Here is a 4942-nt window from a genome sequence, read left to right on the forward strand (position 1 = left end):
CCTCTCCCAGCCGTAGTATTCAATACCCGTTCTGAGTACATTTTCATCTTCTGTGGTGTAGCGCTGGTTTTTGCGCTACATGGATGGCTAACGGGAATACGCATTCAAAGTTAAATTGGTTATTGGCTAATTCAGGTCGTGTCGTAAAAAGTATACAAAGAGGGACGACCTTGATGCCTCAAGGAGGATCTAATGTAACTATTAACTTTAGTTCCGTAGACATCAGTAAATGTTCTGTAGATTTCAAAGGAACTGAAGTTATTTATGTATCTAGTTTTACTTCGACATCAATGAAATTATCCGTTTCTAATGAAGGTACTATGTACGCCCCTACTTATTTATCATGGGAAGTAACAGAGTACTATTAATAAAAAGGGAGTGAGAAAGTGTATGCTTACGCACAGTTAAATGAAAACAATACCGTTATAGGTGTCAGTCAATTAAGTGCCAAAGATGATAGAAGTGATATGGTGCTAATTAATGGTTTAGAGGTTAGGTTAGGAAGTATTTATAACAGCGGCGAATTTATACCCCCTTCAATTCCTGAACCAACACCTATCGAACAGCAACCATCGCTAGAAGAAATGCAAGCACAAACGCTATTGAATACAGAAGTATTAATTGCAATGAAAAATATCGGAGTGTAGGGAGGAACAAACATGAAAATTGTTTATCGTGCTGCAGAGTTATTAATCAATAGTCCAGGATGTAACTACGATGTAATGGCAACAAATTTAAGTTTACTCATGTTAAATAATCAAGTTAGCCAAGATGAATATTCGAAGTTATGCGCTTTGATGGATAAACAGCAAAAAGAAACAGACAAACCGCAGGCAGAAGCTTAGCGTTATTTTTATTGACTAGAATTAAAGGGATTCCTTTCCTTTTGTCGAATTTAGTAAATAGAGGAGTGATTTATTGCTAACTAAAATTAGAAAAGTTAAGTTTGAGCCAGAAAGAAAAAATCCAATGTATAACGTTATTATGGAATGTCCAGATGGAAAGGAACTATATGTGAAATTTGATTATACTTATGCAACCAAGAATTTTTGGCCATTAAAAGTAAATTATAATAAAAAAAATTATGGTGCAAAACTTGCATGGTATACAAGAGAAGTTGAAAACATGACTGTTGAATTATTTTTAGAAACAATTGCAAATAAGATAAATAAAAAATATAACTTTGATTTACTACAAAATTAGTAATAATACATTTTGTTTCATGCCTTCCACAATCATATGTGGGGGGCTTTTATTATGCAGAAAAGGAAGTGTTGTAATGGACAGCCAAACAGTAGCATTAATAGGGATTTTATGTACGGTACTAGGTGCTGTTATCGGTGTATTATCCTACAACCGAAATCGTGATAAGGATGTTAAAAGCGATGCCTCTGATTCAGCTGTAATACGTACTAAGTTGGACAATATCAATTCAGGTGTAGAATCTATCAGGATTGATATAAAGGCTCAGGAAATGCGTGTAACGGACTTGTCAGAGCGTGTTATTCGTGGAGGAATCAACAAAACAAGCGCATAAAAGAATGGATAAGGTGGAGGGAATCATTCATGAAAATTAACTGGAAAGTCCGTATTCGTCACAAACAATTTTGGGTGTCATTAATCGCATTATTTATCGTGCTCGCTAATCAAATAGCGGGCATTTTTAATGTCGATATTACGATTTACAACGATCAAGTAACTGCTATCTCCGAGACAGTTCTGAGCATTTTAGGGTTGCTAGGTATTATCATCGACCCAACCACAAAAGGCGTTTCAGATAGCCAACTAGCAATGGATTATGACAAACCAAAGGACGGTGAACAATAATGGTAACAATCCGTAAAAAACTAGTATCAGAAGCTCAAGCAGCTAAGGTTACTAATGGTAAAGGTAATACAAAAAGAAAAGTAGTTGTACACGGTACTGATAATTACCGAACAGGAGCAGATGCAGATGCACACGCACGTTTACAATACAACGGTAATAGCCGTTCAGCTTCCTGGCATTACACAGTTGATGATAAAGAGGCAGTGCAATCATTTGAACATGCTTGGAAATGTTGGGCGGCAGGTACAGCGAAAGGCAATACAGAGGCATACATGTAGAAATGTGTGTAAATGGTGATGGCGACTATAGCAAAACATTAGAAAACACTTCCAAATTGGTGGCGAAAATCTTAAAAGATGAAGGTCTAACAATCTATGATGTAGTACAACATAATTACTATAGTGGAAAAAACTGCCCTCGTGAAATTCGTGCTGGTAATGTTGCTTGGAACATTTTCTTGCAAATGGTTAAAAACGCTGGTGCTGTTCAGCAACCAAAGCCAGTCACAGACAACAACAAGTATCGTGTTTTAACAGGCACATACAGCACAATACAAGCCGCAGAAAATGTACTTGATGTATTAAAGCATCGTTTCGGATGGGTGGCGTACATCGAGCCAGACGGTAAGTTATGGCGGGTTAAAACGGGTACATTTACGGGTGCAGAAGCTGCAAAAGTAGGAGCAAATAAAATTAAAACAGCTAAGTTGGCTCAGGTAACGAACATAGTAGCAGAATGAATGAAATGGACCAAGATAGCTTAATGCCGTCTTGGTCATTTTTAATTGCACAACGCCAAACGTAATATCTTGTAAATTTAATTGTATTTCAAAACACCCTTCAAGAAGTTAAAGGGTGTTTTGATTTTAATATTAGATTGATTTTCTATAAGCTTTTAGAGTTGAATTATAAATAGAGTTTGATGAAATTTTTCGGTAATTGTACATACCCAATGCCCCTAATTTATTGGAACTAGAGCCTAATAATCCATCTCTAGAAGCCATTTTAAGTGTTTCAATCTGTTTAGTAGAGAGTTTAGAAGTTTTACTTTCATCAATAATTTTATTAACTTTGTTTATTCTTTCTTGTCTTTCTATAGAAGTGTGATTAGTTTCGTTACTATTTTTTGGGTAATTGTACATACCCAATGCCCCTAATTTATTGGAACTAGAGCCTAATAATCCATCCCTAGCAGCCATTTTAAGTGTTTCAATCTGTTTAGTAGAGAGCTTAGAAGTTTTACTTTCATCAATAATTTTATTAACTTTGTTTATTCTTTCTTGACTTTCTTTAGAAGTGTGATTAATTTCGTTACCATTTTGTTGCGTGAGCCCATACCGTCTATAATATTTACGTGACATAAAATATTGCATAGTAGATGTTGAATTCCTTGTAATCATAAAAGATTTCCACCTTCCTGGTTAATTAATTTTTTAGTATTTACCATACTTATCCTAATATCGTCCATAATTCAAATTTAATTAGTCTTTAAGAATATGTGTCGGTGGAAGACGATTATAGACTTAAAGTTACTCATTTTCAGCTAAGATTATTTTTCATTGCAAAAAACGAACACTGGTTCCGTAATAAAACAAACTAACGTTCTGTTTTTAAAAGGGAAGATAACATGGCTACTAAAACACCAACAAAAAAGAAAGCACCAAAACATTTAGACAGAGATGAATTTGACTTAGAAGAAATAGCATATGCTTTATCTGAAGCACAGGGAGAAAATAAAACTAAAGTATTCACCATCTATAAAAAGGATGAACCACTAACAGGTATGGTCACAAAAATTGATGCAAACACTAAATTAATACATATTACAGATAAACATATGGGCATTCATAAAGTCCATTTCTTAGATATTTTAAGTGTTTCTGAATGTGATTATTAACGGTGAGTGAATGTGATGTTAAAAGACAGGGGTACTAAAAAATGGGGAGCAATGATGCTGCCAGAGCATTTGGTGAAAATTCGAGAGTGGAAACAAGAACAATTTTATGATAAAAAGCGAGAGTTAATTGAGTGGGAACTTGAGGGGATTGAACAAACTATACAACGTGCCTTTAAGTTGCGAAAGTTAGTTACACTTACATTGTGGCAAAATCATAATTTGCGCGATGAAACAGGTTTAGTCGCTGGAATGGATCCTTACAAAAAGGAATTGCAACTGGAAACAGATATATCAGTAAAACGTATATCATTTAATGATATACAAGGCGCAAAACTGGTGGACACTGATGATTAAACCTGATGAACGCAGAAATGTACACCAGTTTATTATTTTAGATATGGCAATCAGGTTGTTACAGCAGGACTATTCATCGCTCGAAAAATTAAAAATGTCTAAGATATATATTCTGATAGTACATGATTTATTAAAAATTATTCGTAATGATTTTTATAATAAGAAAAGATTGTTGGCACAAAAAGGCATCAGTGTAGTGAAGTGGGTCAAGACAGATGAGTATTTTAGTGAGGTAACAATCAAAACGAAAGGTGAAGATGTATACTTCAATACGCCAATCAAGCACTTAAAACAAAAACTGAAGAATTAATACTTAGCTATTTAAAAGGAGAATGAGTATGGTAGTTCAATCAGGATTCTTAAATATAACTTTTCGAAATACTACAAAAGAAAGGCTGGATATAGTTAAAATTGTAGCAAGCTCAGAGCCAAAAGATGTAATTGTCACAGTTTATGAAAGGAAAGATACCTTAGTAATACATAGTAAAAGCGATAAAAAGAATTATGCTAGTATTTCTAAAGGTAAGGGTCAAATTAAAGACTGGGAATTGCTTACATCATAGAACATATTCTAAAAATGGATCAAGATGATGTGATTATATATACAAAAGGAACAAAGGTTATTCATTTACGTTCTAAAGATGAAATTCAAATAAGTTGAAGAAAAGTCACTCATAAAAAATGAGGGCACTGAAAAAGTCCATATCTTCTCACATTGCGAGGTATTCAGCGGTTAATCGTCGAATACCTCGCTTTTTTCATTTGGCACCGTGACTCTACTGTTGTTTTCCGAAGCATTCCGCTCGCTTTCCGCGGGCGAGCGCCGAGCCTCCTCCTACGCTTCGCTTCGTGCGGGGTCTCGTCT

General features: G+C 34.8%; 13 protein-coding genes. 12 read left to right on the forward strand and 1 reads right to left on the reverse strand.

Annotated features, from left to right (window positions below; translation table 11 throughout):
• Window positions 1-173 precede the first annotated feature (173 nt).
• The 8 genes from ACIQ7N_RS23385 (at window position 174) to ACIQ7N_RS23420 (ending at window position 2566) form a co-directional block, all read left to right on the forward strand.
• Window positions 174-368, forward strand: a complete 195-nt coding sequence (locus tag ACIQ7N_RS23385) for a hypothetical protein (RefSeq protein ID WP_402936619.1) — start codon at window positions 174-176, stop codon at window positions 366-368.
• A gap of 18 nt (window positions 369-386) precedes the next feature.
• Entirely contained in the window at window positions 387-647 is a 261-nt protein-coding gene (locus ACIQ7N_RS23390) for a hypothetical protein (RefSeq protein WP_402936621.1), read from the forward strand.
• Between the two features lie 12 nt (window positions 648-659).
• The gene (locus tag ACIQ7N_RS23395) at window positions 660-845 is read left to right on the forward strand and encodes a hypothetical protein (protein ID WP_402936623.1); all 186 of its coding nucleotides are present in this window, start codon (window positions 660-662) and stop codon (window positions 843-845) included.
• 73 nt (window positions 846-918) lie between these two features.
• Window positions 919-1203, forward strand: coding sequence for a hypothetical protein (locus tag ACIQ7N_RS23400; protein WP_402936625.1), 285 nt, complete (start codon window positions 919-921; stop codon window positions 1201-1203).
• Between the two features lie 76 nt (window positions 1204-1279).
• Complete coding sequence (locus ACIQ7N_RS23405) at window positions 1280-1537, forward strand: hypothetical protein (protein ID WP_402936627.1); 258 nt, start codon at window positions 1280-1282, stop codon at window positions 1535-1537.
• Window positions 1538-1566: 29 nt separating this feature from the next.
• The gene (locus ACIQ7N_RS23410; RefSeq protein ID WP_402936629.1) at window positions 1567-1827 is read left to right on the forward strand and encodes a phage holin; all 261 of its coding nucleotides are present in this window, start codon (window positions 1567-1569) and stop codon (window positions 1825-1827) included.
• Window positions 1827-2105 carry a hypothetical protein gene (locus tag ACIQ7N_RS23415; RefSeq protein WP_402936631.1) on the forward strand — a complete coding sequence of 93 codons (279 nt, stop codon included), beginning with the start codon at window positions 1827-1829 and terminating at the stop codon, window positions 2103-2105. Before ACIQ7N_RS23410 ends, ACIQ7N_RS23415 begins: the two co-directional genes overlap by 1 nt.
• A gap of 2 nt (window positions 2106-2107) precedes the next feature.
• Window positions 2108-2566: an N-acetylmuramoyl-L-alanine amidase gene (locus ACIQ7N_RS23420; RefSeq protein WP_402936633.1), complete on the forward strand. Its 459-nt coding sequence runs from the start codon at window positions 2108-2110 to the stop codon at window positions 2564-2566.
• Between the two features lie 132 nt (window positions 2567-2698).
• Here ACIQ7N_RS23420 and ACIQ7N_RS23425 read toward each other — a convergent pair whose 3' ends face one another.
• A complete protein-coding gene (locus ACIQ7N_RS23425) occupies window positions 2699-3226 on the reverse strand; it encodes a hypothetical protein (RefSeq protein ID WP_402936635.1) in 528 nt (175 codons plus the stop codon).
• A 227-nt stretch (window positions 3227-3453) separates the two neighbouring features.
• On the opposite strand from ACIQ7N_RS23425, the gene ACIQ7N_RS23430 reads away from it, so the two are divergent.
• The 4 genes from ACIQ7N_RS23430 to ACIQ7N_RS23445 are packed head-to-tail and all read left to right on the forward strand — an operon-like array spanning window position 3454 to window position 4640.
• Window positions 3454-3723: a YolD-like family protein gene (locus ACIQ7N_RS23430; protein WP_402936636.1), complete on the forward strand. Its 270-nt coding sequence runs from the start codon at window positions 3454-3456 to the stop codon at window positions 3721-3723.
• A gap of 15 nt (window positions 3724-3738) precedes the next feature.
• Complete coding sequence (locus ACIQ7N_RS23435) at window positions 3739-4077, forward strand: YolD-like family protein (RefSeq protein WP_402936638.1); 339 nt, start codon at window positions 3739-3741, stop codon at window positions 4075-4077.
• Complete coding sequence (locus tag ACIQ7N_RS23440; RefSeq protein WP_402936640.1) at window positions 4070-4387, forward strand: YhjD family protein; 318 nt, start codon at window positions 4070-4072, stop codon at window positions 4385-4387. The genes ACIQ7N_RS23435 and ACIQ7N_RS23440 overlap by 8 nt, the downstream gene beginning before the upstream one ends.
• 28 nt (window positions 4388-4415) lie before the next feature.
• Entirely contained in the window at window positions 4416-4640 is a 225-nt protein-coding gene (locus ACIQ7N_RS23445) for a hypothetical protein (RefSeq protein ID WP_402936642.1), read from the forward strand.
• Window positions 4641-4942 lie beyond the last annotated feature (302 nt).

The sequence above is a fragment of the Lysinibacillus sp. NPDC095746 genome (assembly GCF_044763535.1).
Classification (GTDB): domain Bacteria; phylum Bacillota; class Bacilli; order Bacillales_A; family Planococcaceae; genus Lysinibacillus.

Excerpts from the sequence above, each read along its gene's own strand:
- ACIQ7N_RS23385 (WP_402936619.1), top strand. The coding sequence starts at position 174 with ATGCCTCAAGGAGGATCTAATGTAACTATTAACTTTAGTTCCGTAGAC.
- ACIQ7N_RS23395 (WP_402936623.1), top strand. The coding sequence starts at position 660 with ATGAAAATTGTTTATCGTGCTGCAGAGTTATTAATCAATAGTCCAGGA.
- ACIQ7N_RS23405 (WP_402936627.1), top strand. The coding sequence starts at position 1,280 with ATGGACAGCCAAACAGTAGCATTAATAGGGATTTTATGTACGGTACTA.
- ACIQ7N_RS23410 (WP_402936629.1), top strand. The coding sequence starts at position 1,567 with ATGAAAATTAACTGGAAAGTCCGTATTCGTCACAAACAATTTTGGGTG.
- ACIQ7N_RS23415 (WP_402936631.1), top strand. The coding sequence starts at position 1,827 with ATGGTAACAATCCGTAAAAAACTAGTATCAGAAGCTCAAGCAGCTAAG.
- ACIQ7N_RS23420 (WP_402936633.1), top strand. The coding sequence starts at position 2,108 with ATGTGTGTAAATGGTGATGGCGACTATAGCAAAACATTAGAAAACACT.
- ACIQ7N_RS23425 (WP_402936635.1), bottom strand. The coding sequence starts at position 3,226 with ATGATTACAAGGAATTCAACATCTACTATGCAATATTTTATGTCACGT.
- ACIQ7N_RS23430 (WP_402936636.1), top strand. The coding sequence starts at position 3,454 with ATGGCTACTAAAACACCAACAAAAAAGAAAGCACCAAAACATTTAGAC.
- ACIQ7N_RS23435 (WP_402936638.1), top strand. The coding sequence starts at position 3,739 with ATGTTAAAAGACAGGGGTACTAAAAAATGGGGAGCAATGATGCTGCCA.
- ACIQ7N_RS23440 (WP_402936640.1), top strand. The coding sequence starts at position 4,070 with ATGATTAAACCTGATGAACGCAGAAATGTACACCAGTTTATTATTTTA.
- ACIQ7N_RS23445 (WP_402936642.1), top strand. The coding sequence starts at position 4,416 with ATGGTAGTTCAATCAGGATTCTTAAATATAACTTTTCGAAATACTACA.